The organism is Planococcus alkaliphilus (genome assembly GCF_057031095.1).
Window position 1 is genome coordinate 646,150 of the sequence record NZ_CM168060.1, and the last position, 24,528, is coordinate 670,677.

General features: G+C 47.3%; 26 protein-coding genes. 18 read left to right on the forward strand and 8 right to left on the reverse strand.

From position 1 onward, the window contains the following. Nucleotides 1-32: 32 nt before the first annotated feature. The 6 genes from AC2EXB_RS03465 to AC2EXB_RS03490 are packed head-to-tail and all read left to right on the forward strand — an operon-like array spanning nucleotide 33 to nucleotide 4,626. Nucleotides 33-470 carry a PTS sugar transporter subunit IIA gene (locus AC2EXB_RS03465; protein ID WP_483603651.1) on the forward strand — a complete coding sequence of 146 codons (438 nt, stop codon included), beginning with the start codon at nucleotides 33-35 and terminating at the stop codon, nucleotides 468-470. A 1-nt stretch (nucleotide 471) separates the two neighbouring features. After that, nucleotides 472-741 (forward strand): PTS sugar transporter subunit IIB, encoded by a 270-nt coding sequence (locus tag AC2EXB_RS03470; protein ID WP_235198259.1) that lies wholly within the window; start codon nucleotides 472-474, stop codon nucleotides 739-741. Between the two features lie 46 nt (nucleotides 742-787). Further along, nucleotides 788-2,083 carry a PTS ascorbate transporter subunit IIC gene (locus tag AC2EXB_RS03475; RefSeq protein WP_483603652.1) on the forward strand — a complete coding sequence of 432 codons (1,296 nt, stop codon included), beginning with the start codon at nucleotides 788-790 and terminating at the stop codon, nucleotides 2,081-2,083. 34 nt (nucleotides 2,084-2,117) lie between these two features. Then, on the forward strand, nucleotides 2,118-3,110 hold the full coding sequence (locus AC2EXB_RS03480) for a phosphotriesterase family protein (RefSeq protein ID WP_483603654.1): 993 nt from the start codon (nucleotides 2,118-2,120) through the stop codon (nucleotides 3,108-3,110). A gap of 13 nt (nucleotides 3,111-3,123) precedes the next feature. Beyond that, a complete protein-coding gene (locus AC2EXB_RS03485) occupies nucleotides 3,124-3,858 on the forward strand; it encodes a creatininase family protein (RefSeq protein WP_483603656.1) in 735 nt (244 codons plus the stop codon). 33 nt (nucleotides 3,859-3,891) lie between these two features. Further along, the gene (locus tag AC2EXB_RS03490) at nucleotides 3,892-4,626 is read left to right on the forward strand and encodes an SIS domain-containing protein (RefSeq protein ID WP_483603657.1); all 735 of its coding nucleotides are present in this window, start codon (nucleotides 3,892-3,894) and stop codon (nucleotides 4,624-4,626) included. Nucleotides 4,627-4,673: 47 nt separating this feature from the next. Here AC2EXB_RS03490 and AC2EXB_RS03495 read toward each other — a convergent pair whose 3' ends face one another. Beyond that, nucleotides 4,674-5,000: a four-helix bundle copper-binding protein gene (locus tag AC2EXB_RS03495; RefSeq protein ID WP_251479084.1), complete on the reverse strand. Its 327-nt coding sequence runs from the start codon at nucleotides 4,998-5,000 to the stop codon at nucleotides 4,674-4,676. A gap of 271 nt (nucleotides 5,001-5,271) precedes the next feature. Here AC2EXB_RS03495 and AC2EXB_RS03500 point away from each other — a divergent pair, with 271 nt between their 5' ends. The 3 genes from AC2EXB_RS03500 (at nucleotide 5,272) to AC2EXB_RS03510 (ending at nucleotide 7,689) form a co-directional block, all read left to right on the forward strand. After that, complete coding sequence (locus AC2EXB_RS03500) at nucleotides 5,272-5,817, forward strand: GNAT family N-acetyltransferase (protein ID WP_483603659.1); 546 nt, start codon at nucleotides 5,272-5,274, stop codon at nucleotides 5,815-5,817. Between the two features lie 121 nt (nucleotides 5,818-5,938). Then, complete coding sequence (locus tag AC2EXB_RS03505) at nucleotides 5,939-6,664, forward strand: ABC transporter ATP-binding protein (RefSeq protein ID WP_483603661.1); 726 nt, start codon at nucleotides 5,939-5,941, stop codon at nucleotides 6,662-6,664. Next, nucleotides 6,661-7,689 carry an ABC transporter permease gene (locus AC2EXB_RS03510; protein WP_483603663.1) on the forward strand — a complete coding sequence of 343 codons (1,029 nt, stop codon included), beginning with the start codon at nucleotides 6,661-6,663 and terminating at the stop codon, nucleotides 7,687-7,689. Before AC2EXB_RS03505 ends, AC2EXB_RS03510 begins: the two co-directional genes overlap by 4 nt. 57 nt (nucleotides 7,690-7,746) lie before the next feature. On the opposite strand, the gene AC2EXB_RS03515 is transcribed toward AC2EXB_RS03510, so the two are convergent. From AC2EXB_RS03515 to AC2EXB_RS03530, 4 genes are all read right to left on the reverse strand, one after another. Then, nucleotides 7,747-9,102, reverse strand: coding sequence for a tripartite tricarboxylate transporter permease (locus AC2EXB_RS03515; RefSeq protein ID WP_235198270.1), 1,356 nt, complete (start codon nucleotides 9,100-9,102; stop codon nucleotides 7,747-7,749). Beyond that, entirely contained in the window at nucleotides 9,099-9,521 is a 423-nt protein-coding gene (locus tag AC2EXB_RS03520) for a hypothetical protein (RefSeq protein ID WP_246809713.1), read from the reverse strand. Before AC2EXB_RS03520 ends, AC2EXB_RS03515 begins: the two co-directional genes overlap by 4 nt. 1 nt (nucleotide 9,522) lies before the next feature. Next, on the reverse strand, nucleotides 9,523-10,788 hold the full coding sequence (locus AC2EXB_RS03525; protein WP_246809714.1) for a hydroxymethylglutaryl-CoA reductase, degradative: 1,266 nt from the start codon (nucleotides 10,786-10,788) through the stop codon (nucleotides 9,523-9,525). A 185-nt stretch (nucleotides 10,789-10,973) separates the two neighbouring features. Beyond that, nucleotides 10,974-11,546, reverse strand: coding sequence for a helix-turn-helix domain-containing protein (locus AC2EXB_RS03530; RefSeq protein ID WP_279577110.1), 573 nt, complete (start codon nucleotides 11,544-11,546; stop codon nucleotides 10,974-10,976). Nucleotides 11,547-11,642: 96 nt separating this feature from the next. Here AC2EXB_RS03530 and AC2EXB_RS03535 point away from each other — a divergent pair, with 96 nt between their 5' ends. The 5 genes from AC2EXB_RS03535 (at nucleotide 11,643) to AC2EXB_RS03555 (ending at nucleotide 17,004) form a co-directional block, all read left to right on the forward strand. Beyond that, nucleotides 11,643-11,966 carry a class I SAM-dependent methyltransferase gene (locus AC2EXB_RS03535; protein ID WP_483603666.1) on the forward strand — a complete coding sequence of 108 codons (324 nt, stop codon included), beginning with the start codon at nucleotides 11,643-11,645 and terminating at the stop codon, nucleotides 11,964-11,966. After that, nucleotides 11,935-12,420, forward strand: coding sequence for a hypothetical protein (locus AC2EXB_RS03540; RefSeq protein ID WP_483603668.1), 486 nt, complete (start codon nucleotides 11,935-11,937; stop codon nucleotides 12,418-12,420). Before AC2EXB_RS03535 ends, AC2EXB_RS03540 begins: the two co-directional genes overlap by 32 nt. Before the next feature lie 213 nt (nucleotides 12,421-12,633). Further along, nucleotides 12,634-15,405, forward strand: a complete 2,772-nt coding sequence (locus tag AC2EXB_RS03545) for a sensor domain-containing phosphodiesterase (protein WP_483603670.1) — start codon at nucleotides 12,634-12,636, stop codon at nucleotides 15,403-15,405. A gap of 157 nt (nucleotides 15,406-15,562) precedes the next feature. Next, on the forward strand, nucleotides 15,563-16,009 hold the full coding sequence (locus tag AC2EXB_RS03550; protein ID WP_483603671.1) for a DUF4385 domain-containing protein: 447 nt from the start codon (nucleotides 15,563-15,565) through the stop codon (nucleotides 16,007-16,009). 77 nt (nucleotides 16,010-16,086) lie between these two features. Further along, entirely contained in the window at nucleotides 16,087-17,004 is a 918-nt protein-coding gene (locus AC2EXB_RS03555) for a TIGR01777 family oxidoreductase (protein ID WP_483603673.1), read from the forward strand. Nucleotides 17,005-17,107: 103 nt separating this feature from the next. Here AC2EXB_RS03555 and AC2EXB_RS03560 read toward each other — a convergent pair whose 3' ends face one another. Together AC2EXB_RS03560 and AC2EXB_RS03565 are read right to left on the reverse strand one after the other, a co-directional pair. Continuing rightward, nucleotides 17,108-17,563 (reverse strand): N-acetyltransferase family protein, encoded by a 456-nt coding sequence (locus AC2EXB_RS03560; protein ID WP_483603675.1) that lies wholly within the window; start codon nucleotides 17,561-17,563, stop codon nucleotides 17,108-17,110. 72 nt (nucleotides 17,564-17,635) lie between these two features. Beyond that, nucleotides 17,636-18,439, reverse strand: a complete 804-nt coding sequence (locus AC2EXB_RS03565) for a DUF817 domain-containing protein (protein ID WP_483603677.1) — start codon at nucleotides 18,437-18,439, stop codon at nucleotides 17,636-17,638. Nucleotides 18,440-18,551: 112 nt separating this feature from the next. On the opposite strand from AC2EXB_RS03565, the gene AC2EXB_RS03570 reads away from it, so the two are divergent. Further along, nucleotides 18,552-19,328: an alpha/beta fold hydrolase gene (locus AC2EXB_RS03570; RefSeq protein WP_483603679.1), complete on the forward strand. Its 777-nt coding sequence runs from the start codon at nucleotides 18,552-18,554 to the stop codon at nucleotides 19,326-19,328. 93 nt (nucleotides 19,329-19,421) lie between these two features. Further along, nucleotides 19,422-20,897, forward strand: coding sequence for a protein adenylyltransferase SelO (locus tag AC2EXB_RS03575; RefSeq protein WP_483603681.1), 1,476 nt, complete (start codon nucleotides 19,422-19,424; stop codon nucleotides 20,895-20,897). Between the two features lie 171 nt (nucleotides 20,898-21,068). On the opposite strand, the gene AC2EXB_RS03580 is transcribed toward AC2EXB_RS03575, so the two are convergent. Then, entirely contained in the window at nucleotides 21,069-21,653 is a 585-nt protein-coding gene (locus AC2EXB_RS03580) for a biotin transporter BioY (protein ID WP_483603683.1), read from the reverse strand. 230 nt (nucleotides 21,654-21,883) lie between these two features. Between AC2EXB_RS03580 and AC2EXB_RS03585 the strand changes: the two genes are divergently transcribed. Beyond that, entirely contained in the window at nucleotides 21,884-23,503 is a 1,620-nt protein-coding gene (locus AC2EXB_RS03585; RefSeq protein ID WP_483603685.1) for a glycoside hydrolase family 13 protein, read from the forward strand. A 34-nt stretch (nucleotides 23,504-23,537) separates the two neighbouring features. Continuing rightward, nucleotides 23,538-24,413, forward strand: coding sequence for an ROK family protein (locus AC2EXB_RS03590; protein ID WP_483603687.1), 876 nt, complete (start codon nucleotides 23,538-23,540; stop codon nucleotides 24,411-24,413). Nucleotides 24,414-24,528 lie beyond the last annotated feature (115 nt).

The window sequence follows — 24,528 nt, forward strand, 5'->3', positions numbered from 1 at the left end:
GGATTGGATCTTACACAGAAAGGGTTATGGATATGAAATTCCTTGAAGAAAAACTAGTGGCGCTGGATATTCCTGCAGAAACGCCGGAAGCTGCCATTAAAGCTGCAGGCGACTTGCTGGTCGCAAGTGATTTGGTCGAATCGGGGTATGTGGAGGCGATGGTCGAATCGTACCGGGAAAACGGACCGTATTTTGTCCTTGCACCGCAAATCGCTTTGCCGCATGCAAGGCCGGAAGACGGAGTAAAAGAAGCATCAGTCGCTTTTGTCCGGCTAAAAGACCCGGTTGTTTTTGGCAGTGCAACGAACGACCCGGTTTCCTTGGTCTTCGCTCTCGGGGCATCAACGAGTGATGAGCATTTACTGGTGATGAAGGAATTGGTCATGTTATTGAACAATCCGGAAAAGGTTGAGCGACTAAAAAATATCAACAGCTACGAAGAACTTAAAATCGTGTTAGGGAGGAATTAAAATGAAAATTTTATGTGTATGCGGATTGGGGCAAGGAACGAGTTTGATTTTAAGAATGAACGTCGAGCAAGCTTTGGGAGAAAAGGGCATCATGGCTGACGTGGAACACATTGATTTGTCGTCGGCGACCAGCATGAGCGCAGATTACATCATCACCAGCAACGAACTGGCAGAAAGCCTGCAAGACCACCCAGCGAAAGTGATTATCGTCAATAATTACTTTGACATGGACGAGATCAATGCAGCGATAGAAAACAACATACCTGCATAAAAAGAGAGCCACTTCTATTTTAATCAGATAAAGGGGATGAATGAGAATGGATGCTATTTTTTGGATTTCAAATAACGTGTTTGGCACACCGGCCATTTTGCTTGGCATTATCGTATTGATCGGGTTGCTGCTGCAGAAGAAAACGGCGAGCCAGCGAGTGAGCGGGACCTTTAAAGCCATCATCGGCTTTTTGATCATCAGTGCCGGAGCGAATATTATCGTCGGGGCTTTGACCGTCTTTGAGCCGCTTTGGAAAGAAGTGTTCAATTTATCCGGGGAAACTTTGGGAGAGTACATGGGGCAAGAACTTTTCAACTCCGAATACGGGAGTGCGGTCACGCTGGCGATGACCCTCGGTTTCTTGATCAATGTCTTGCTCGCCCGGTTCACTCGCCTGAAATACATTTATTTGACAGGGCATATGATGTTCTGGACAACCACGATTTTTGCAGGGATTGCAGTTCACGCTGCGCCGGACGTCTCTTTCTTTAAACTGGTCATTTTCCTTTCGGTGATCATGGGGATTTACTGGACCGTCCAGCCGGCTTTGGTTCAACCATTCGTCCGGAAAATTGTAGGCAACGATAATATCGCCCTTGGCCATACTTCGGCATCCGTCGGTTTGCTTGCAGCTTTCGGCGGAAAGCTTTGGGGCAATAAAGAAAATGATTCAGAAAAGATCAAACTGCCGAAAGGCCTTGAATTCTTAAGAGATTCAAACGTCATCACGGCACTTACCATGGGCTTATTGTTCTTGGCGGGTGCCATTATCATTTCGTTCAAAGATACACCGGGAGCTGCAGAACTGGTAGCAAGTTCCGGCAATCAAAGCTTCATCGTCTATGCCATTATCCAGTCTTTCACGTTCACAGCCGGGATTGCGGTCGTATTGACGGGTGTCCGGATGTTTATCGGTGAAATTGTACCGGCATTTAAAGGGATTGCGACGAAAATCGTACCCGGTGCAAGACCGGCACTGGACAACCCGATCCTTTTCCCATATGCACCAAATGCGGTCATTTTAGGATTCCTTGGATCGTTCGTAGGGGCTTTGCTTTGGTTGGTAGTATTAGGAAATACGGTCGGCTACATTTTTGTGCCGACGATGATCGTGCTCTTCTTCCACTCTGCCACTGCAGGTGTTTTCGGAAACTTAACGGGCGGCGTCAGAGGAGCGGTCATGGGCGGTTTCGTCACGGCAACAGTTGTCGCTTGGGGGCAATACATTACCGTGAAAATGCTTTTATCCGATACGATTCCGGATACAGCGATGTGGGCAGCCGATTCGGATATGTTCATCCTTGGGCCGATCATCCGACTGCTGGCGCAACTGCTATTATAGGAAAATCATAAATTGAGGGAATGGAGGGCGAAATATGAGTTTTATCCGTACGCTTCGCGGCGATATCACACCGGAAGAACTGGGTTTTACTTATTCTCATGAACATATTGTCTGCCGCCCGGCTTACTGGGCAGAACGGGAAGCCGATGATTTGCTGCTGGATGACAAAGAAAAGTCCAAGCTGGATGTAGCGGATTTCAAGAACCACGGAGGACATTCAATCGTCGATGCAACCGCAATCGATTACGGCCGGGACGTTGAAGCGGTAAAGGAAATATCGGATGAGCTGGATGTCCATATTGTGGGCACTGCCGGATTCAACAAAAGCTTCCTGTGGGATGCGTCTATCAAAGACAGCTTAAAGCCGATCCTTGGCGATTACCGGACATATAACGACTGGATTGAAGCCAAAAGCATCAATGAACTCACGGAGTTCGTCATCAGGGAAGTCGAGGAAGGACTGGAAGGCACGCCGTATAAAGCGGGGCAAGTGAAATTCGGCACCGGCTATAATCGGATCACGCCGCTTGAAGAAAAAACCTTGCGTGCTGTTGCAAGGGCGCATCTGGAAACAAAAGCGCCTTTGCATTCCCATACAGAAGCGGGAACAATGGGTCTTGAACAGATCGAATTGCTGAAGTCAGAAGGTGTCGACTTGTCGTTTATGAGTTTTGGCCATATGGACCGGAATCCTGACCCTTATTACCATGAGCAAATTGCCAGCACGGGCGCATACCTCAGCTTTGACGGTATCGCGAAAATCAAATATGCTCCCGAAAGTACGCGGATTGCCTGTATATTGGAGCTTGTGAAAAAAGGCTATGAAAATCAGGTTTTAGTGAGCGGGGATACGGCACGGAAAAGCTATTATAAACATTACGATTACGGGCTTGGCCTGGAGTATATTATCGCGAAATGGGTGCCGCGATTTGTGGATGACGCAAACAAACAAGGCTACGACGGAGAAGCGCTTGTGAAAAAATTCTTTATTGAAAATCCTGCACGCTGTTTTACATTTAACCGGTAGGAGGCGGAAGGCTTTGAATTTCCAACAGGAAAATTCGTTTGAAGTGAAAGAAAAAATTGCAGCCAGTAAAGTCGCGATATTGCCGATTGGCGCAGTCGAAGCCCACGGCCCCCATTTGCCGCTGGGTACGGATAATTATTTGGCTGAACGCCTGGCAGCGCGGGTGGCGGAAAGAACGGGTGCATTCGTTTTGCCGACGATGCCTTACGGGCAAGTTTGGAGCTTGAAGAATTTCCCCGGCAGCATCAATGTCAGCAACGAATCCTTGATTGGGCTGCTGGTCGATATCGGCACGAGCCTGCATCATCAAGGGTTTCAAGTGTTCGCAATGATCAATGGACATTTGGGAAATGCCGTGGCTTTAAAAGAAGCGGCAAGGAAACTGGCTGAAACTGTGCCGGGCTTGAAAGTTCTTTATTTATTTTATCCGGGCGTGAAAGAAGCGACAGAACGCGTCCGCGAAACACCGTCCTCGCATTCAAGCTATTTTCATGCGTGCGAAATTGAAACCTCGTACATGCTGTATTTAGCGGATGAATATGTGGACATGTCAAAAGCCATCTCGGACATTCCCACAATTCCGATGATGGCAGATGTGACGCCGACTCCATGGGAAGAATTTACGAAGACAGCAGTACTCGGGGATGCGAAACTCGCGACAAAAGAAAAAGGGCAACAGATTATTGAAGTGGCGATTTCAAATATGGTCCGGTTGATAGAAGAGGCGCAAGTGAATGCGAATGTGTAAGATTGAATGGAGAAGTTGAGGAGCTGATGTGAAATGTTAAGTGCTTATTTCGAACGCGCCAAAGAAAGGCTCGAGTTAGTCGAAAAAAATGAAAGCGAACGGTTAAAGCAAGCTGCGCAGAAAGTGGCGGATGTCATTCAAGCAGGCGGCATCATCCAATTATTCGGCTGCGGGCATTCGCATATTCTGACCGAAGAAGTTTTCTACCGGGCGGGCGGCCTTGTGCCGATCAAGCCGATTTTTGTAGAACCGCTCATGCTGCATGAAGGAGCTGTCCGGTCTTCGCAATTGGAACGGAAAAACGGATTTGCCGATACGTTCCTTGAGGACCAGGATTTCAGGCCGGAAGATGTCGTCTTTGTCTTGTCCACATCAGGCCGCAATCCCGTGCCGGTGGATGTAGCAGAAGCCGCTCGCAAAAAAGGGGCTTTTGTCATTGGGATCACTTCCAAGGAATATTCGCAAAGCCAAACCTCTCGCCATGTGAGCGGAAATTATTTATTCGACTCGGTGGATCTTGTTATTGATAATTATTCAGTTGTGGGCGATGCCGTATTGAACTACGACAAAGTCAAAGTTCCATTCGGGCCGACTTCTACGGTTGTCGGTGCAGTCATCTTGAATGCCATCTTCGCTGAAGCAATCCAGCGGATGGCAGATAGCGGCTTTGAACCGCCGATTTTCCTTAGCGGAAATGTTGACGGAGCTGACAAGCACAACCAGCTGTTGATTGATCAGTACCGGGAACGGATTGAATTATTGAGATAAACTAAAACCCCGAACCTTTTGCAGGTTCGGGGTTTTAGAATGGGCGCTTACGCAACACTGCGGCAAGCTTCAGCGCATTTGAAGCAAGCTTCCGCACATCTTTGGCAATGGTCGTGGTCATGTTTCTGGCATTCTGTTCCGCATGCTTCGCAAATTGTCGCGCATACTGCCGCCAGTTCAGCAACGAAAGGCGAATTGCGGGTAATCGCATGCTCTAAGTATGCACAGATATCTGCGCATTCCCGGTCCAGCCGAATGCAAGGGACCATCATTTTTACGTCTTCTTCTTGCAAGCAAGCATCGAAGCAATGGTTGCAAGCAGCGGCGCAGTCGTGCAGCGCCTTGATCAATTCTGCATGTTGTTCGTGTGCCATAGTGAAAACCTCCATTTTGTATTTTTAGATTCAATGATTGGTTTCCCTTTTGAATCGGCTTTAAACGAAAATCAGGTGAAATAGGCTGAACGCAAATATACAGGCGATGAACGCAAATAAAAAAATTTAGGCGCAAATAAACTGGCGATGAACGCAAATAAAAAACTTTGAACGCAAATAAACGGAGGTTAAGCGCAAATTAAAAATATCCCCCTTCAAGCTATGGATTATGCTAAGATATAGAATAATCCAAAAAGGGGAGAGATTTTCCATGTTTATACATAAGATTGACGAAGACTTATCGTTGAAAGTAGTGGAAATGCGGGATGCGGAACGAATTTTCGAGCTGACCGACAATTCACGGGAACATTTGAAAGCGTGGCTGCCATGGCTGGACTTCACTACGGAATTAAAGGATACCCAAGACTTCATTAAATCCGGCAGCAGCAATTTCATCGAAGGGAAGAGCTTAAACACCGCAATTCTCTTTAAAGGCGAAATTGTCGGAGTGGCGGGTTTCAATAATATCAACCCGGCGAATAAAACCGCTTATATCGGCTACTGGATCGGCAAAGACTACCAAGGGCACGGCATCATGACACGGACGGCAAAAGCATTGACGGATTATGCATTTACTGAATTGAAGCTTAACAAAGTGGAGATCCGTGCTGCTGTTGAAAATACGAAAAGCCGCGGCATCCCGGAACGCCTTGGCTATGTGCAGGAAGGGACTATCCGGCAGGCAGAATGGCTATATGACCATTACGTCGACCATGTTGTCTACGGAATACTGGCCGAAGAATGGAATAAGAAATAAAACAGAAACAGCGGCTTTCAAACAGCCGTTGTTTTTTAGTTGAAAAAAGATACCGGAAAAATCTGAAAAGAGTAGAATGGAAGTACATAAACCATTCATCTTTAGAAATGGGGTGCTTCTGGTGTCCATTGAAATTGATGTGAAAGAAGTCAGCAAAAGCTATGGAAAAGCAAAGGTGCTGCAAGACATTGATCTCCAAATTCAACAAGGGCAGATTTACGGGTTGATAGGACCATCAGGTTCGGGAAAGACGACACTCGTCAAATTGATCGTCGGCATTGATTCTGCAGATGAAGGAAGTGTAGAGGTATTCGGCAAAAAGATGCCGAATCTGGATTTGCTCAAGGACATCGGCTATATGGCTCAATCAGATGCGCTGTATCTTGAACTCACGGGATATGAAAATCTTGCTTTTTTCGCCTCGCTTTATCCAATGAAGAAAACAGAAATGAAAAAGCGGATCGCTTATGCCGCAGAACTCGTCAAACTGACAGACGAGCTGAAAAAGAAAGTATCGGCTTATTCCGGCGGGATGAAGCGCCGGTTGTCGCTCGCTATCGCTCTTGTCCATGATCCGAAGATCTTGATTTTGGACGAACCGACAGTGGGCATCGACCCAGAGCTAAGGCTATCCATCTGGAATGAATTGATGCATCTGAAAAATGAACACCAAAAAACCATCTTGATCACGACCCACGTAATGGACGAAGCGGAGAAATGCGATATTGTCGCAATGGTCCGGAACGGCGCACTCATCAAAAACGGTTCCCCTGCCGATTTAAAAGCGGCATACGGCGCCAACCAATTGGAAGAAGTATTCTTGCAGGCGGGGAGGGAGCAGCCATGAGAGTTCAAGCGCTTATAAAACGCATCATCAAACAGATGCTGCGCGATAAAAGAACCTTGGCGCTCCTGTTTTTTGCTCCTCTCATTGTTCTGACGCTGATGTATTTCTTCTTTAACGGGAATGGCAATGAAGCGGAAATTGGAATCGCCGATATCGACGAGCGGCTGGTCGCATTGCTGGAAGAGCGCGACATTCACATAGAATATGTTGAAGCTGCAGATTCGCAAACTGTTATTGAGGCAGAGCTCGATGGGTTATTGACGGATGAAAACGGTGAGCTGAAACTGATTTTATTGAACGACGACCCGTCCGTTGCGAGATCGATCTTGGTGCAAGTGAATCAGGCGCTTCTCATGCAAAATGCTGCAGTTGGCGGGGATGCGCCGACCTTGGAAACCGACTATATTTATGGCAGCGGGGACACTGAATTTTTCGATGTCCTGAGCCCGGTGCTGATCGGATTTTTCGTCTTTTTCTTCGTGTTTCTGATCTCCGGAATCGGCCTTTTGAAAGAACGGACATCCGGAACCCTTGAACGGCTCATGGCGACACCCATCCGCAGATGGGAATTGGTAGCCGCTTATTTAGCGGGATTCGGCTTATTCGCCATCATTCAAACGGTTATTGTCGTAAGCTTTTCCGTCGTTGTACTGGATGTTGTTTTAGTAGGCTCTATCTGGCATGTTATATTGACCAACCTGCTATTGGCACTCGTCGCTTTATCGCTCGGAACCTTATTGTCTTCTTTCGCTTCATCAGAGTTCCAAATGGTTCAATTCATCCCGATTGTCGTCATTCCGCAAATTTTCTTCGCCGGCATTTTTCCGGTAGAAGGCATGGCGGAATGGCTCCAGGGAATCGGACGGATCATGCCGATCTATTACGCAGCGGATGCGTTAAAGGGTGTGATGTACAAAGGGCTTGGTCTGGCTGACATTAGCCGCGACTTGCTGGCATTATGCATTTTTGCTCTTGTGTTCATCGTGTTAAATGTTTTCGCGCTGAAAAAGCACCGGAAATTATAAGCGAATAGGAAAAGGACTTGCGCCGCCTAAGAAATCGGGTGCTGCAAGTCCTTTGTTTTAAATTCCGAATAAAGTCAAGATAATCCAAGAAGAGGCATAGAACACCATGAACTGGACCCCTGCACCAATACCGAGTATGCGATTCAATAAACCGCCGACTGCAGCTACAGTGAAGGTCAGAACAATTCCGACAAGCTGGGCTTCATGGAAGGCAAGAAGGCAAGCAAGACCGATGAACATGGCTACGATTGCTTCTTGGCTGACAAACTTCAATACGATGACCGAAGCTTTTCGTGCATAGTTCATAGAGAACGGATAAGCGATCAACGAAGCGATGATCAATCCGATTGCTCCATACAAGAAAAAGTCCCAAGAAGTCAAATAAGTATGCAAGTTATTGATCGGATCTACCGTAAAGACCGGCGGTGCATTGAATAACGGCGAACCTGGACCCAATGCGACAGGGCTTAGCGGAATACCGAATGCAATCAAAGGAATGATGACTTCAGCGATATAAGTAGATTCCGTCACCCCGTTCATAACAGTCAAGCTGGTAGTGGATTTTTTATAGGCGCCTTTCGTCCGTGAACCGACGATTTCACCCATCAACGCCGTCATCCCGACCGGACTGAACACAAAAGTCAGCGATGAAATGAAAGTGGTAATGGAAGTGAAAATTTGCTGTCTGCCTGTCAAAATCTTAAACGGATTCGGGAAATAGCCCTTCCAGGATTTTGTTTCAGGCGCAAGATGGTATTCTTTCGGCCGATCTCGTTCGATCGACTTTTTCGCGCTTGAAGAAGTTGCGAACAGAAGATCCGCAAAGATCGGTCCGATTGCAATTCCCAGGAAGAAACTGATTGATAAGTGCTTATCTAAAACGGTAAAACTTAATAAGTCCAAACTTTTGATAAAGAACGCAAATGGAATGATCATCAATACGCTGACCCATTTCCCCTTAGAGAAATAAGCGATTAAAATAGCGGCTAATGTAAAGATGATGCCGGTTGAGGACTTGAAGAAATCAGCAAACTGGCCTAAAAACTGGCCAAGCAGAACTGCTGTCGGCAATGCGATAAAAGCACCGATAATCCCGCCAGAGATCATTTTGCGAAGGGCGATATGCGGCATTCCCATTCTTCGAAGCGTCGTGGCATGATCCAGCAAAGGAACCGCTGTCGTATCCCCTGGAATTCCCATTAATGCTGTTGGAACAGCATGCGTTAAATGTTTAGCGAGAACTGCTGCCATGAAAAAGGAAAAGACGGCAGCCGGCGGAGCACCGAGCAAGATGACTAATAAAGTAAGTGGAACCATGATGGCCGTCTCGTCTGTACCGGATATAAGTCCGATTAGGGAAAAAACAATTGCGCCAAGTAAGGCAAATAGCATAGCTGTTAGAAGTAAGCTCATTTTTTCGATTCGCCTCCAATGCTGCGGAAGCTTTCCAGAACGCCTAATTCTTCGAGTTCCTTGCGTGTAATCGGGTCATTTTCAATCAATGCCCATTCCTCTTCGGGATCTAGCTGCAGGTCTTCAAAAACTTCCCGCATGCTTTCAGAAGAAGTTTCTTCCTCCACTAAAATCCGCTGAGGCTTGAACAGTGCAGAACAGAGCAGAAGCGAGATGACACTTCCGCCAATGCCAATTAATAGGGAATAGGAAGGCACCATACTTTCGCTGGCAAACGAAGGCAATAGCCAGAGACCAAGATTGTATCCGCCGAGGCTAATGGCAACGCTGATTATAATCGCAAACAATAACTGATTGGGCTTAATTGTATCGCCCAAAATTTCTAAATAGGATTTAGTTTCTTTTACAGGCTGTGCCAACTTATTCACCTCTTTGAATGGATTGCGTAATCTCCAGGATACGGTCATATCGTAAATCTTTTTCTTGGACCGCTTGAGCGACAATGCGGTCGATGTCAGCCGTATCGGCTCCTGCCATGACTGCTAAGTTTCTTGCATGAAGCGACATATGGCCGCGCTGAATTCCTTCAGCTGATAAGGCACGAAGACTTGCGGCATTTTCGGCAAGGCCGACTGCTGCGATGCAGCCCGCTAATTCTTCGGCTGAAGAGATATCCATGATTTTCAATGCAGCTTGCGCAACTGGATGTGTTTTAGTCGCTCCACCAATAATGCCGACAGCCATTGGCAATTCGATTGATCCAGAAAGGTTGCCGTCTTTATCAATTTCCCATTTCGTCAATGATTTGTAGCGTCCTGAGACCGAAGCATATGCATGGGCACCAGCTTCAACGGCGCGTGTATCATTGCCGGAAGCAAGTACGACGGCAGAAATGCCATTCATTACACCTTTGTTATGAGTAGCTGCACGATATGGATCTGCATCCGCAAACTCGAAAGCGCTTACAATGTTTTCCACTACTTCTTTCCCGCCCATAGCTTCAGCCGAGAAGACAGCGCGTGCTCTTGCCAAGCGGCGATCTGCCAAATTTGAAATGATTTTGCAGACGACTCTGCCGCCCGTAATGCTTTCGATTGTCGGTGCGACAAATTCCGCCATTGTATTGACTGCGTTTGCGCCCATCGCATCTTTCGTATCCACAATCAGGTGGATAATCAGCATCATGTGATTAGTTGTAGGAATAATATGGACTTCTAAATCGATGGCGCCGCCGCCAAATGAAACCAATGTTGGATCTTTTTCATTACATAAATTAAGAATTTCTTGTTTGTGCTCAAAGATTTTCGCGCGGGCTGCAAAAGGATCGGCAATATTCAGCACTTGAATCTGGCCACGCATAATTGTTCCGCTAAGCGATGTGAAAAAACCGCCTTCGCTGTATGCTGCCCGGGCTGCATTGCTTGCTGCGGCTACAACAGAAGGCTCTTCTGTAGCCATTGGAATGAATTTATCTTGTCCATTTATTTTAAAGTTTGCTGCAATTCCCACTGGAATAGCAATTTGGCCGATGACATTTTCAATCATGGCATCTGCTAAATCCATGGACATCGCCTGTTCCCCGGATAGGTAGGAAAGTTCCTTTTCCGTTAATCCCCGTTCTTTCGTAACAATATCCCGTCTTTCTTCAACAGAAAGCTTATAAAAGCCAGAAATTCTGCTAGACATATGTTCCACCCCTTACTTTGTATATTCATATTCAACTAAGTTGAATATGAATATACAAAGGTTACATTAAAAACAAATGCTTGTAAATACTAAAAAACTTTATTTTCGGAAAACTAAATGGATGGACTAAAAGAGAAAATAAAAAGCCAGCCCAGAAAATAAGGCTGGTAAAGCAGAGAAGTTATTTAGACAAAGACACTTAGTACTTTGGCTTCCCCTTCTTCGTCGTTTAAGAAAATGTGCGGAACACTTCCATCAAAATAAGCACTGTCGCCTTCAGCCAAAACGTGCAATTGGCCGTTATACGAAAGCTTAATAGAACCAGATAGTACATAGATGAATTCATCTTCCATATGGGTGAAAGGCTCGACATGTTCCGCTTCGGGCAGGACGGTAATGATTACAGGTTCGATTTTGCTGAAATGCGGCCGGTTAGCTAACGCTTCATACATATAACCGATTTCAGCATTTCCCATTTTTAAAGAACGGCTGGATTTTTTTACGATAGACAACTGCTTTTCTGAATTGGATTCTAAAAACCAGGAAAGAGGGGCTTCCAGGACTTGAGCGATTTTGGATAATGTCGCAATCGCGGGAGAGGCTTGGCCATTTTCAATTTTGGAGATATGGCTTTTCGTCAAATTGCATAATTCTGCTAAGTCCTGCTGCGTATAAGATTTTGTTAAGCGGGCTTCTTTCACCCTTTTACCGAGTAACTCAAGATGAATGATAATCTCCTCCAGTAGTTGAAGTTTCATATGGATAAAAATAAGTCTGTTACGTCTCAGTATATCTAATTTTTTCCCTGAATTCCTGCTAAACTTACTTTACTAAGGAAATAGGAGGGGAAAGCAATGTTCGCATATTACAGCAGTTTATCTTCAGAAGTCTACGATTTGGATAAGCCGATTGGCCACTCATTCGGAGACGTGGAATATTATACAGAGCGGTTAAAAGGATGCAAAGGGCAGATCCTAGAGCCGGCAACGGGCACGGGAAGGATTCTAATTCCATTGCTTGAACAAGGATTTCAGGTCGAAGGTTTTGATATCTCAACGGAAATGCTTGAGCATTGCAAACGGAATTGCGCAGAGAGAGGGCTCGCGCCGAAACTTTCGATTGAACGGATGGAAACGTTCAAAACGGATGGAAACGTTCAAAACGGATACGCGCTATGAGGCCATCATTATTCCAACGGGCACTTTCCTCTTGCTTCATGAGCGGGAATCGTCTATCCAGGCGCTGCAAAATTTTTACGATCATTTACAAGATGGCGGCCGGCTGATCGTCGATTTGATTTTTGAAACGGATATGGAGCTTGGCAAAGTTTCCGAACGGTTTTGGGAAAGCCCGAACGGCGACGTGCTGACAGTCGAGCATCGAAAAGTGAAAATCGACTGGATCCATCAATATTCTGTCGCGCATAACCGCTACGAACGATGGAGAGACGGGAAACTTGTGGAAAGTGAATTGGAACGGATGCCGATCCGCTGGTACGGGGTGGAAGAATTCAAGGCAGTTCTTGAAAAAATCGGATTCACGGACATCACCGTGTCAGCAAATTATCAATATGGTGAAAAACCGACAAACGGCGATCAACTAATAAGCTTTGAAGCGATAGCAAATAAATGAGAAAACAGGCTAGGAACAGAAGTTCCAGCCTGTTTTTTGTCGTATTTTGTAGAAAATATGGGATTTTAACTTCTAAAAAATCACTTATTAATGGTAGTATAGGCTTATCTGCTCTGTTACAAATTAGCGGGATGTTATAAGATTTTTACACGAAATGATAAAAAATACAGCAGAGAAACGACAGATCAGTTTAATAGATTGGAGCATGAATCAATGCAGAGAGAACAGACGCGTTATTCGCGGCTTGCACATATAACGAAGATGATCAACACCAAATTAGAGCTCCGTGAATTGCTGGAGCATGTGGTCACGGCCATTTCAGAAGAAATCGTCCAATGCGATTCTGTAGGAATTTATTTGCCGGAAGAGAACGGGGATTTTAGAGGCTTTGTAGGGAAGCCGAAATACATCAACGGCATGACGCTGGATATGCACGTGGTGGATATGGAATATGACCGCTTGGCAAAAGAAGTGGTGGAAACGAAGAAATCGATTTACATACCGGATACATCTGTCGACAGCCGGCCCGATCCGCGGGCGGTTGCTGGCTTCCAGATCAAATCGCTTTTGGGCCTTCCGATTATGTATGAAGAGGAATTATACGGCCTCGTGTTTTTATTTGACTACGGCATCCCGATGAATTTGACGCAAGAGGAAATCCAGTCTGTGGAAGCGTATGTCAATATGGCGGGAGTGGCCATTCGCAACGCCAAAAACATGAATCGCAAGGAAGACTTGTTGAATGAAAAACAGCTGCTGCTGGATTTTACGCGTGAATTGTCGATGTGCGCCACGATGCCGGAAGTGTTGGATAAATGCTTTTCTTATGTGGGCACGGTGCTGAACAATTCAAATGTCGGGGTGCATTTGCTGGATCCGTCCGTCGAAGAGAAAATCAAGCCGGCAAATCTCAGCAAGAACAGCGATTGGACAGAAGAAGAGTGGCTGGAAACGCATGAAAAAGCGAAAATGGATGCTTCGAGTGACCCTGTTTTCCTGGAAGTAGTCCGGACCAAAAAGCCCTTGCTTATCCCGAATGTCCATGAAGATGACCGGCCGAACCACGAAATTTGCCAGAACTTCGGCATTAAAGGCATGTTCATGATTCCCCTGGTTTCAATGGGGAAAGTGCTCGGGGCTTTGGCGATCGTAGAATTAGAAGCTGAGCGATTGTATTTCCGGGAAGCGGATATCCAGCTTGCCCAGTCAATTGCAGATGCAACAGCTGCTACCTTGTCCAATTTGATTTATATGGAAAAGCAGGAAATGCTCATTGAAACGAGAACATCAGAACTCACGTTGAAGAATTTGGAATTGGAGCGGGTAGTTGGAGAATTGGGGAATTTGAGCCGCGAAAAAGAATTGATTTTGAATTCTGCCGGAGAAGGGATTTTCGGTTTGGATCTTCACGGCCATATCACATTCTGCAACCCGGCAAGCGAATCGATGCTTGGCTACATGCCCGGAGAATTAATCGGAAAACGAGTCACAGCGATTTTCGGCCATTATGAAAAGACGCTTTCTGACGCTTCCTATTCCACTCAAAACGAACAATTCATTAAAAAGGACCAATCCAATTTAGCTGTGGAATATGTGATTTCCTCAATCAACGAAGGCGATAAGCGGATCGGGGAAGTCGTCACATTTAAAGACATTACAGAACGCCAGAAACTGGAAGAAGAGATCAAGCATCTAGCCTATTACGACAGTTTAACCGATTTGCCGAACCGTGTTTTATTGAACGATCAGTTGAAGAAATGGCTGTCGGAAGCGGAAGAAAGCGGCAAAAAACTGGCACTCATGTACTTGGATTTGGACCGTTTCAAAATGATCAACGACAGTCTTGGCCATAGCTACGGCGATATGTTGCTCAAGGAAACCGCAACGCGCTTAAGAACCAATATCCCAGACTGTGCACTTGTGTCACGGCAAGGCGGAGATGAATTCATGATCATCTTGCCGGAAATGGCTGCTAAAAAAGACATCTACCCGATTTTAAAGCAAGTCATCGAGTCGTTTACTGCGCCTTTCTCATTGAAGGAAAACGAAATCTATATCAAGGCAAGCATCGGCATCAGCGTGTACCCGGAAGATGGGGAGACGGCAGAAGAGCTGATAAAGAATGCGGATTCTGCCATGTATAAATCGAAAGAGATGTCCGGATCTTATTTCCACTTTTTCAAGAGCGAAATGAACAATCGCAACTTGGAGAGCATCTATATCGAGAACTCTTTGTATAAAGCTTTGGACCTTGATGAAATGGCGATCTACTATCAGCCGCAAATCGATGGGCGCACTCAAACCATCACCGGAGCAGAAGCACTTCTCAGATGGAATCATTCGAAACTTGGCATGATTTCGCCGGTCGATTTTATTCCGCTTGCAGAAGAGACCGGTTTGATCATTCCAATCGGTAAATGGGTATTGGAAAATGCCTGCAAACAGCTGAAGCACTGGAAGAATGAGGGTTACGGCCAACTGACGATGTCCGTTAACTTGTCGGGACGCCAGTTTGAAGAAGAGGATCTTGTACCGATGATCAAAGAGATTTTGGAGGATTTGAAGCTGGATCCAAGCTGCCTGCACATCGAATTGACCGAGAACCAGATCGTCAAGAATACAAAAGTGGCGATTGAGAAGATGAAGCAATTGAAAGAGCTCGGCGTCAAAATTTCCATCGATGATTTTGGGACAGGCTATTCGTCCCTTGGCTATTTGAAGGATTTCCCGCTGGACACGTTGAAAATCGACCGTTCGTTTATCATGGACGTGACGGAAAATGCAGCGGATGCGGCGATCACCAATACCATCATTACGCTGGCAAAAAACTTGAACTTGAACGTCGTTGCGGAAGGCGTGGAAACAGCTGAACAATTAGCTTTCCTGCTTTCAAAAGACTGCCACATCATGCAAGGTTTCTATTTCAGCCGGCCGATCGAAGCGGCAGCGCTTGAAGAAAAATACTTGATGAAGAATAAAAAATAAGAATTCATTCCGCTCACTGCCTTCAGTAATGATGGCGGTGAGTTTTTTATTTTCGCATCTATTTCTTCTTGGACTCTTTTGATTCTCTGCATTTTTCACAGCTTGAGAGGGTATGGAATCCGTAAAGAGGAAAAGGAAATAAAGGAGTGGGAAACATATGGCGTTCGATTACGATTTGGATTACGAAAATTTAGACCTCCGCAAGCACCCGGAACTCTATCGCGTCGGAAAAGGCGAACAAGGAGTGCTGCTCGTCCAGCCTTATAAAAACGAAATTTTGCCGCATTGGCGATTCAAGACGCCGGCGATTGCCCAGGAATCATGCGACAAGATTTCGGAGATGTTTGAAGAGTACCGGAAAAAAGATGATTTTGTCGGCATGGACATGGCACGGAAATTCATCCAGATGGGCTATACGCGTGCACGCCGCTATACCAACTACAAAGGCGGCCGAAAATACAACGAAGACGGCAGCATTAAGGAACGGCAGATCGACCCGGAAAAAGCGGAATCGGCTGCGATTTTCAAAAAACGCTGGGATGAAATCCGGGAAGATGAAGATTATTTGAAGCGCAAAAAAGAGCATCAGAAAAAATATGGGTGATTAGGGTATAATAGGAATCATAAACACTGCAACTATCGTCTACTCAAGTAAGAAGATAATGGAAACGGGGTCATGGCATGGGAAAGAAAGTTGTATTAGCTGGAGGCACTGGATTTATTGGCCAATACCTGGAAAAACGCTTTAAAGAGCAGGGCTACGAAGTGCATATCATCTCGAGGCAATCGAACCAGATTTTATGGAACGACCACCGGGGAATCGTTGCAGCGCTTGAAGGGGCGGAATTGGTCGTCAATTTAGCCGGCAAGTCCGTCAATTGCCGCTACAATGCCAAAAACAAAAAAGAGATCATGGATTCGCGCATTAAAACGACAAAGCTCCTCGGAAATGCGGTTGCAGCTTGTGAAAATCCGCCTCCGCTTTGGATCAATGCAAGTACAGCAACGATTTACCGCCATGCGGAAGATCGTCCAATGACAGAAGACGACGGTGAAATCGGCGAAGGGTTCTCGGTAGAAGTAGGGAAAGCATGGGAACAGGCCTTTTTTGATTTTCGTTTAAACCAAACCCGCCAAGTGGCGCTCCGGATTTCAATTGTCCTCGGAGCGGACGGCGGCGTGATGGGACCTTATAAAAACATGGTGCGTTTTGGACTGGGCGGCAAGCAAGGGCCGGGCAAGCAAATGTTCAGTTGGATCCATATCGAAGATTTATACCGGATGCTGGTTTTCCTTCAACAGCACGCGGAAATCGAAGGGCCGGTCAACGCGGCGACACCGTATCCTGTAACGAACCGTGAATTGATGGAGCAAATGCGGAAATCGATGAACCGCCGAATCGGGCTGCCGGCGCCGAAGTTTATCTTAAGCACAGGTGCTGTGGTGATCGGTACGGAGACGGAACTGATTTTGAAGAGCCGCTGGGTGCTGCCGGAGAAACTCCAAAAAGCGGGCTTCGAATTCGAGTACGGCACAATCGACAAAGCGTTGGCGGAGATCAACCAGAAAAAGAAAAAACTTGAACCGCAAACGAAATAAGTGAGAAGAGAGCATCCTGTGCCGGGATGCTTTTTTCGTGGGATGAGTTGGGCACAAAATAAAAACTCAGCGCAAGCGGCAGAATGCTTGCGCCAAGTCTTCGTCAAAGCTTCAACTTCATGCCTTCGTGCGTCGCGGAAAAACCGAGCTGTTCATAAAAATGCAGTGCTTCCGGACGTTTTTTATCGGTTGTCAGCTGAACAAGATGGCAGCCGCGCGTTTTAGCGCGTTCAATGGCGTAGCCGATCAATTGGCTGCCGATGCCTTGTCCCCGGACAGATGACGCCGTTCGGACGCCTTCGATTGTGGCGCGCCAACCGCCTTGATACGTGAGGTAAGGGGTGAACGTCACTTGCTGGACGCCGACAATTTCTTCGTCTAGACAAGCAAGGATCAATTCATTATTCGGATCGCTGTCAATCGCTGAAAATGCATCGTAGTAACTCTTAGGCAAAGGGGATTCAAAGCGCTCACGCTCGCTGCCAAGCTTGTCATCTGCGAGCATCTCAACAATCTTTTCGACGTCCTCTAACCGTGCATTCCGAAACTCAATTTCCATTCCGATCGCCTCCTTTTCCATCATCCTACCTCTACCAATAAGATAAGTGAATTCGGAAGATAAGAAGGAAGTCTATAAGATTTTCTTATATCTCCAATGCACGCCTTTAGTTTCCCGCGGCAATTGCATAGAAGATTTTACCCGCTTCAATTGCGCCACAATGATGATGGAGATGATGACCAGCAAGAACCACGAACTGATTTTGCCGATATGGACGAGCGACCAAGCGGCTTGTTGATCCGGATATTGCCAAGCGCCGAGGAAAGTCGTAATGTTCTCAGCAATCCAAATGAAAAAGCCGATCAGCAGAAACGACAGGATCATCGGCATTTTGTAGACGGTTTTATTCACCTCGAACGTCACAAATGTCCGGAGGAATATGAAAAGCAGCAAAGCTTTCAATGCCCAGCGGATGTCGTAAGTGAAATGGTGGGTGAAGAAATTCAGATAGATCAACCCGCTGATGGTGACGGTATAGAAAGGCGTAGGCCAGCCGTAGATATGGAGATCCATCCGCCGCCACGCTTGGCAAATATAGCTTGCGACGCTGGCGTACATGAATCCGCTATAAAGCGGGACACCGAAAACCTTGCTGTAGGCCTCTTCCGGATAAGCCCAGGAACCCATATGGACTTTGAAAATTTCCAGGGCAAGGCCGATCACGTGGAACACACAAATGACTTTGAATTCATCGATCGTCTCCAGTTTGGAAACGAGCATGAAAATCTGAGCGCCAATGCAGATGAGCAGAATAAAATCATAGCGCGGCACATAGGGGATATCGATCCATTTGGACAGCGCCAGTGCACCGAAAATGATAACAGGAAACACACAGGACAGCGCCTGCAAATAACCGAAGCGCAGGAAATTCTTCATCACGGCACCTCTTTTCCTATGAATGGCTTTGGAGTTAAAGACGAAAAAAATCATGCCGAGTTGCCCATTTTTCGGGTATAGAACGTTAAATTGAAAAAGAGGAGGAAACAAGATGCCAAAAATTGCAGTCAACGGCTTGGATTTGGTTTACGAAGAAACGGGGCAAGGTGAACCGCTCGTCTTGATCCACGGCCTCGGCTCAAGCCACGCCATGTTCAAAGAGGAAATGGAACAGTTCAACTCGTCGTTCCGCGTCATTGCCTACGACGCGAGAGGGCATGGCCAATCGGGCAAGCCGGCAAAATATACCTTGAATGACCATATTGAAGATCTGCGTGCCTTATTGGATGAGCTGAAAATCGATAAGGCGCATATTCTTGGCGTCTCGATGGGCAGCTACATCGCCCAAGGATTTGTGCTTGCGCATCCGGAACGTGTCCAAAAACTCATCTTGGTCGTTTCCAAATCGAACGGCAAAACTTCTTCGACCCAGGAATTGATCGAGCGATACCAAGACGAAATTGACGGCATGGATGAACTTGAAACGATGGCTCACTTATCGAAATACATGTTCCACAATTTAAAAGCGGTCGGCAGATGGCAAGCAGATCTTGCGAAACTGGAAAAGCCGCTGTCATTGACCGAACAAGCTGCCGCGAATAAAGCACTCGAAGGCTTTGATTTCCGGGCTTCGCTTCCCACTGTTGCAGCGGAAACCTTGATTATCAGCGGACGCCATGATGGTTTGAATCCGCCTGAGCGCGGGAAAGAAATCGCTTCGTTTATTGCCAATTCGCGCTTTGTGGAGTTCGAGGAATCGGGCCATGCGCCAAACGTCGAGGAACCGGAGCGATTTGTGCAGGTGATCCGTGAGTTTTTGGAGGCTTAACGTAAGCGTGAAAAGCGTCATCAGCGGGCAGAAAGGGTATAGTAGAAGAACAACAAAAGCCTCCTTTGGGCTTGAGAAAGAAAGGGAGATCTGATGACGAAGCGAACCGAACGGGCTCGAACTGGCTGGAATTTTGACAATAGCTATGCTCGTCTGCCTCAAGCTTTTTTCACGAAACTGAAGCCGGATCCGGTCGCAGCGCCGGAACTGGTTTTGTTCAATACACCCTTGGCAGAAGAGCTTGGATTAGATGGGGAGACGCTGCAAACAGAAGAAGGAACCGCAATTTTCGCCGGCAATGAAATTCCGGAAGGCGCTGGGCCGCTTGCACAAGCCTACGCAGGGCACCAATTCGGCAATTTGACGATGCTCGGCGACGGGCGTGCGGTGCTGCTCGGGGAACAGCTTACACCGAACGGTCGCCGTTTTGATATCCAATTGAAAGGCGCAGGGCGTACGCCGTATTCAAGAGGCGGCGATGGCCGGGCCGCGCTCGGTCCAATGCTCCGTGAATACATCATCAGCGAATCGATGAATGCGCTTGGCATCCCGACAACACGGAGCCTCGCCGTCGTTTCGACAGGAGAAGAAATTCGCCGCGAAACACGCTTGCCGGGTGCGGTTTTGACGCGCATTGCAGCGAGCCATCTGCGTTTTGGAACGTTCCAATATGCTGCGAGCCGCGGCAATCTGGAAGAATTCAAGGAGCTGGCCGACTACGCCGTCGAGCGACATTATCCGCATATCGAAGCGGACCAAGATCGGTATTTGGCATTTTTCAAAGAAGTGGCTGAACGCCATGCAAAGCTCGTTTCAAAATGGCAGCTTGTCGGATTTATCCACGGCGTCATGAACACCGACAATATGACGATCAGCGGCGAAACAATTGATTACGGGCCGTGTGCGTTCATGAACGAATACGATCCGGCAACGGTCTTCAGCTCGATCGACCAGCAAGCCCGCTACGCGTTCGGCAATCAGCCGCAAGTCACCGGCTGGAATTTGGCGCGGTTTGCGGAAACGCTCGTGCCGTTCCTGCATGAAGACAAAGAGAAAGCGATCGAATTGGCGCAAGGCGTACTAAAAGATTTTATTGAATCCTATTATGCGCATTGGTTGAACGGCATGCGGGCAAAACTTGGATTGTTCGGAGAAGAAGCGGAAGATGAGGCGTTGATCGGGGAGCTATTGTCCTGGATGCATGAAAACGGCGCCGATTACACGAACACTTTCCGTTCGCTCACGCTTGGCCAAACAAGCGGTGAGGGTTTATTCGGAGCACCTGAATTTCAAGCATGGCATGCGAAATGGCAAGCGCGGCTGTCCCGCCAAGAAGAAGGGACGGATGCATCAGAAGCCTTGATGCGCCGCAGCAATCCGTCCATCATTCCGCGCAATCACCGCGTCGAAGAAGCGCTCGATGCCGCTGTGCAAAACGGCGACTACAGCGTGTTGGAAGAGTTGCTGGACGTGCTCGCCGATCCTTACGCTTACAGCGAAGAGCAAGAGGAATACACGAAATTGCCGCCGGAAGACGATGCACCTTATCAGACCTTCTGCGGAACATGATGAAAATGGAAAGACCATTCGCGGCGATGCGAATGGTCTTTTTGTGTGGGTTTATTTGGAAGAAATAGCTGAACGCAAATAAACGCGGGCTAAGCGCAAATAAACTCAGGTTAAACGCAAATAAAATAAGTTAAGCGCAAATAAATGCAGTTTAAGCGCAAATAAACGATCTCACTTGAATCGCTGCACAATCGGACGCAAGCGGAAACCGAAAATGCCGGCGAGCACGGCCAAGATGAGGTCTTTTGGCAGCGGCACGGCCATCCATGCCCAAGCAAGCTGATACGTAAAGCCTTCTGGAGCGGCGAACCACAATTTATAGGCTGCGTACATCCAGTTCGTGCCGATTAAATAATTCACCGCTGTGCCGACTAAGGCAGCAGCGATAAAGCCCGTGCGCGACGGGAATTTCTTCACGACCATGCCGGCAATATAGGCGACAAATACGAATGATACGATAAAGCCGAATGTCGGCGAAATCAAGGTGTCCATGCCGCCGGAAAATCCGGCAAATACAGGGACGCCTGCCAACCCGATAAATGCGTAGACGATCATTGAAATGGCGCCCATGCGGCTGCCGAGCAGAATGCCGGCGAGAATGGCGAAGAATGTCTGCAGCGTGATCGGCACCCCTCCGATAATTAGAAATGCTGAGATATTTGCCCCGATGGCCATCAATGCTGAGAACATGGCGATATGGATTAAATGCAAAGTTTTCGAATGATTAGCCGTTCTCGATGTTGTCGTTGTCGTCATAATTTCTTTCCATCTCCCTTTGGTACTTGGTGTAATCCGGTAAATCTATTTTCAGTATAATCAAGCAAAATATTTGAGTCAACTAAATTTTTAATTAGGTTAACACATAAAAATGCTTCATCTATCTTTTTTCGCATTATGCTTTTATTTCATCCCCCTGCAAAATTCGCAATTCCAAACTATTCGCGCATTATGTTAGAATAACGAAAACTTAAGGGAAGAGGGATAGAATGGGAGAATGGTGGAAGAAATCGGTTGTGTATCAAATTTATCCGCGCAGTTTTATGGATTCAAACGGCGACGGGATCGGAGATTTGCAGGGGATCAATCAGAAGCTGGATTATTTAGCAGGGCTGGGTGTCGACATTTTATGGCTGTCGCCGATCTACGATTCGCCGAATGACGACAACGGCTACGACATCCGCGACTACCAAAAAATCATGGAAGAGTTCGGGACGATGGAAGATTTCGAAGAGCTGCTTGCAAACGTCCATCAGCGCGGCATGAAGCTCGTCATGGACTTGGTCGTCAACCACACGTCCGATGAACATGAATGGTTTACGGACCATCCCGAATATTACATATGGCGAGACGAACCGAATAATTGGCGGTCGATTTTCAGCGGACCGGCGTGGGAATACGATGAGCGCCGTGAACAATATTACCTGCATTTATTCTCCAAAAAGCAGCCCGATTTGAACTGGGACAATCCGGTGGTCCGCGAAGAAGTGTACCGCATGATGCGCTGGTGGCTCGACAAAGGCATCGACGGTTTCCGCATGGACGTCATCAATATGATTTCAAAGGACCAAAGGTTTCCGGATGCGATCGACGGCAACAGCGAGCCGTATTTCCTCAACGGACCGAATGTCCATAGCTATCTGAAGGAAATGAATGAACAAGTGCTGTCGCATTATGACATCGTCACGGTCGGCGAGACGCCAGGGGCCACGACGGAAGATGCCAAGCGCTATACCGCCGCGGAAAATAAAGAATTGAATATGATTTTCACGTTTGAACACATGAACTTGGATCAGCATTCCGGCGAGAAATGGGATTTCAAACCACTTGAATTGACCGATCTGAAAAAGAATCTGGAAAAATGGCAGCTGGCCCTGCAAGAAGAAGGATGGAACAGCCTGTACTGGAATAACCACGATCAGCCGCGCGTCGTCTCGCGCTTTGGCAATGACGGAAAGTGCCGCATCGAATCAGCGAAGATGCTCGCCACTTGCCTGCATTTCATGCAAGGGACCCCCTATATCTATCAAGGCGAAGAACTCGGCATGACCAATGTGCAATTTGAGTCGATCAGCGATTACCGCGATATCGAAACGCTGAACATGTATAAGGAAAAACGCGAACAAGGCGTGCCGGAAGAAGACATTTTGAAAAGCATCCTCGTAAAAGGACGCGACAATGCCCGTACCCCGATGCAATGGTCGGATGCACCAAATGCAGGATTCACGACAGGGACGCCGTGGCTTCAAGTAAATCCGAATTATCCGGAGATCAATGCGGGCCATATCACCGATGAGGAGTCCATTTATGCTTATTACCGTTCGCTGATTTCATTCCGCAAAACGCTCGATATCATCACGGACGGCGATTTCACTTTGCTGCACCGGGAAGATCCGGAGCTGTTCGCCTACAACCGGAAAGCGGGCGAAGAAAAGCTCACCGTATTCTGCAACTTCTCGGAAAGTACGAGACGCGTGGAACTGCCGGAAGGCGAGCGATTGATCGGCAACTACAAGCAGCTTGAAGAAAATGGCGAACTGGTTCTGCGTCCTTACGAAGCTTGTGCGTTTTTGAAAAAAGGATCGACGCTTTCCGAAAATCAGGTATGATGAAATTAATTCAGACGGAATTCAGGAGGAATTTATGAGAAAAGTATTGGGCGTAGATATCGGCGGAACGAAAATCCGCATGGGGGTCATTGATGAAACCGGGAAAGTCGAAGTGGACGAGCAAGTGCCGACGCTATTCCCGCTGTACGAATACTTGGAGCAGCAAGTGCTCGGCATGCTGGCGCGGCATCCGGAAATCGATGCGATCGGCATCGGAACGCACGGCTTTGTCGATCCGAAAGCAGGCCGCATCATATACTCCGCTGAAACTTTGCCTGGCTGGACCGGCACGAATTTAAAAGAGCAGATGGAAAAAGCGACAGGCAGACGGGTCGAAGTGGAAAATGACGCGAATAGTGCCGCGCTTGCTGAAGCGAAGTTCGGTGCTGCAAAAGGCTATAGCCGCGTGCTTTGCTTGACGCTCGGCACGGGGCTTGGCGGCGGCGTCATTTGGGACGGCAAGCTATTGAGCGGCGGACCGCACGGGGGAGCAGCAGAAGTCGGACACATGATCCTGCATCCGCACGGTGCGTTATGTGCTTGCGGACGCCACGGCTGTTTCGAGCAATACGTGTCCGGCACGGGGCTTCGCCGGCGCATCAAAGAAGCGGGGCTCAACATTGCGCCTCAAGATCTATTCGTTGAGGCGGCGACCAATCCGGAGGCAGAGGCAGTCGTTGAAGGCTTCACGGAAGATTTGGCGCTCGTCCTCAGTACGATGCAGGCGATGCTGGATATGGAAGTGGTCGTCATTGGGGGCGGCGTTTCAGAGTCAGCCGGCCTTTGGTGGGATTCGTTGATGAAGCATATGGAACCGCTTCTTTTGAACCCGCTGGAAGTGAAAGTGGCCCAGTTTGAAAACGAAGCCGGCATTTTAGGAGCGGCATTATTAGTGCTCGATCAAGCGTGAAATAAAATCGTAACACAATGAAAAATTTTTAAATTTGCGTATTGTGCAAACGTTTTCATTGTGTTACGATTCTTTTAATCAATAACGGAAGCGCTCACAAAGTTCGTTTCCATTT

Excerpts from the sequence above, each read along its gene's own strand:
- AC2EXB_RS03465 (WP_483603651.1), top strand. The coding sequence starts at position 33 with ATGAAATTCCTTGAAGAAAAACTAGTGGCGCTGGATATTCCTGCAGAA.
- AC2EXB_RS03470 (WP_235198259.1), top strand. The coding sequence starts at position 472 with ATGAAAATTTTATGTGTATGCGGATTGGGGCAAGGAACGAGTTTGATT.
- AC2EXB_RS03475 (WP_483603652.1), top strand. The coding sequence starts at position 788 with ATGGATGCTATTTTTTGGATTTCAAATAACGTGTTTGGCACACCGGCC.
- AC2EXB_RS03480 (WP_483603654.1), top strand. The coding sequence starts at position 2,118 with ATGAGTTTTATCCGTACGCTTCGCGGCGATATCACACCGGAAGAACTG.
- AC2EXB_RS03490 (WP_483603657.1), top strand. The coding sequence starts at position 3,892 with ATGTTAAGTGCTTATTTCGAACGCGCCAAAGAAAGGCTCGAGTTAGTC.
- AC2EXB_RS03495 (WP_251479084.1), bottom strand. The coding sequence starts at position 5,000 with ATGGCACACGAACAACATGCAGAATTGATCAAGGCGCTGCACGACTGC.
- AC2EXB_RS03500 (WP_483603659.1), top strand. The coding sequence starts at position 5,272 with ATGTTTATACATAAGATTGACGAAGACTTATCGTTGAAAGTAGTGGAA.
- AC2EXB_RS03510 (WP_483603663.1), top strand. The coding sequence starts at position 6,661 with ATGAGAGTTCAAGCGCTTATAAAACGCATCATCAAACAGATGCTGCGC.
- AC2EXB_RS03515 (WP_235198270.1), bottom strand. The coding sequence starts at position 9,102 with ATGAGCTTACTTCTAACAGCTATGCTATTTGCCTTACTTGGCGCAATT.
- AC2EXB_RS03525 (WP_246809714.1), bottom strand. The coding sequence starts at position 10,788 with ATGTCTAGCAGAATTTCTGGCTTTTATAAGCTTTCTGTTGAAGAAAGA.
- AC2EXB_RS03530 (WP_279577110.1), bottom strand. The coding sequence starts at position 11,546 with ATGAAACTTCAACTACTGGAGGAGATTATCATTCATCTTGAGTTACTC.
- AC2EXB_RS03535 (WP_483603666.1), top strand. The coding sequence starts at position 11,643 with ATGTTCGCATATTACAGCAGTTTATCTTCAGAAGTCTACGATTTGGAT.
- AC2EXB_RS03540 (WP_483603668.1), top strand. The coding sequence starts at position 11,935 with ATGGAAACGTTCAAAACGGATACGCGCTATGAGGCCATCATTATTCCA.
- AC2EXB_RS03545 (WP_483603670.1), top strand. The coding sequence starts at position 12,634 with ATGCAGAGAGAACAGACGCGTTATTCGCGGCTTGCACATATAACGAAG.
- AC2EXB_RS03550 (WP_483603671.1), top strand. The coding sequence starts at position 15,563 with ATGGCGTTCGATTACGATTTGGATTACGAAAATTTAGACCTCCGCAAG.
- AC2EXB_RS03555 (WP_483603673.1), top strand. The coding sequence starts at position 16,087 with ATGGGAAAGAAAGTTGTATTAGCTGGAGGCACTGGATTTATTGGCCAA.
- AC2EXB_RS03560 (WP_483603675.1), bottom strand. The coding sequence starts at position 17,563 with ATGGAAATTGAGTTTCGGAATGCACGGTTAGAGGACGTCGAAAAGATT.
- AC2EXB_RS03565 (WP_483603677.1), bottom strand. The coding sequence starts at position 18,439 with ATGAAGAATTTCCTGCGCTTCGGTTATTTGCAGGCGCTGTCCTGTGTG.
- AC2EXB_RS03570 (WP_483603679.1), top strand. The coding sequence starts at position 18,552 with ATGCCAAAAATTGCAGTCAACGGCTTGGATTTGGTTTACGAAGAAACG.
- AC2EXB_RS03575 (WP_483603681.1), top strand. The coding sequence starts at position 19,422 with ATGACGAAGCGAACCGAACGGGCTCGAACTGGCTGGAATTTTGACAAT.
- AC2EXB_RS03580 (WP_483603683.1), bottom strand. The coding sequence starts at position 21,653 with ATGACGACAACGACAACATCGAGAACGGCTAATCATTCGAAAACTTTG.
- AC2EXB_RS03585 (WP_483603685.1), top strand. The coding sequence starts at position 21,884 with ATGGGAGAATGGTGGAAGAAATCGGTTGTGTATCAAATTTATCCGCGC.
- AC2EXB_RS03590 (WP_483603687.1), top strand. The coding sequence starts at position 23,538 with ATGAGAAAAGTATTGGGCGTAGATATCGGCGGAACGAAAATCCGCATG.